The 1,196-nt window shown below is 65.1% G+C and carries 1 protein-coding gene; it reads right to left on the reverse strand.

All coding sequences use genetic code 11. The annotated features are described in order from the left end of the window. Positions 1-74: 74 nt before the first annotated feature. The coding region (locus AC0L2L_RS33225) for a tetratricopeptide repeat protein (protein WP_473584001.1) at positions 75-1,196 on the reverse strand (1,122 nt) is incomplete at its 5' end.

The following is a 1,196-nucleotide window of genomic DNA, read 5'->3' on the forward strand; positions in this document are numbered from 1 at the left end:
GCGAGATGCTTCGCATCGGCAGGGAAGTTGAGGCGGCAGCGCTACCGGGTTGAAAAGAGCGCGGCCAAGACGTCTCATTCAGGCAGGCCGGCCAGCCGCAGCGCCTCGACATATCTGGCGAAATAATCCGGCCTGATCTGCCCAACACGGTGCTTGAGTGTGGAAAGCGTCAGTTCCGGGTCGAGCGCCAGCGAACGCGCGATATGCTTGCTCGCGCCATCTAGCCTGCCGGCCATGGCATTGCTGGCAGCCGCTACGCGCAGGCCGGTGAGATAATATGGCTGCGAGCGCGAGGCCGCCTCTGCGAGCGGCCAAGCTTCGTCATAGCGGCTGGCCACGAAATGGGCGAAGGCGGTGAAACATTGCATGAAGAAGGTCAGCGGATCGAGCGGGCTCAGCCGTCTTGCCCGAGACATGTGCTCAATGGCGATGTCGGGATCGTCGTGACAGGCCTTGAGACAGCCGCTGGCACTCCATGCGGCGGCGCAATTCGGGTTCAGCACCAGTGCGCGGTCGGCCAGCGCCGAACCGGCCTCGTAGTCGCCGGTGACATAGCCCAGTGCCAGGCCGCTGAAGGCCAGCGCCACCGCATCGTCGTTGCCGGCGATAGCGACGTTGCCGACCAGCCGGGAGACCTCGGCGGTTTCCTTCTGCCGATCGGTCATCCAGCCATTCGCCATCCGCCAGAAATAGCACCAGGCAGCAGCGCCTTCAGCGGCGGCAAAATCGGGGTCGAGCTGGATGGCCTTGTAGAATTGCGGCAGCGCCTCCTCTAGTCCTTCCCTTGTCCAGCGGTAAAGGCTCGCCATGCCGCGCAGATAGTGGTCATAGGCGTCAAGGCTTTCGGTGGGCTTGCGCTTGGCGCGCGCCATCTCGGCCTGTTCGAGCCTGGGCGAAACCGCGCCGATGACGCTGGAGGCAACGAGGTCCTGCAGTTCGAACACTTCCGAGACATCGCCTTCGAAGCGGTCGGCCCAGAGGGTGACCCCCGTCGCCGCCTCGACGAGCTGCCCTGCCACGCGCAGCCGGCTGCCGGCCTTGCGGACGCTGCCTTCGAGCACGTAGCGCACCCCGAGTTCCCGCGCCACGCGCGTGACGTCGACCGTCTGGCCCTTGAAGGCAAAGGCGGAATTCCGCGCGATCACGAACAGCCAGTTCACATGCGACAGCGCCGTTGTGATCTCCTCGACCACGCC

The sequence above is a fragment of the Mesorhizobium sp. WSM4832 genome, assembly GCF_055811115.1.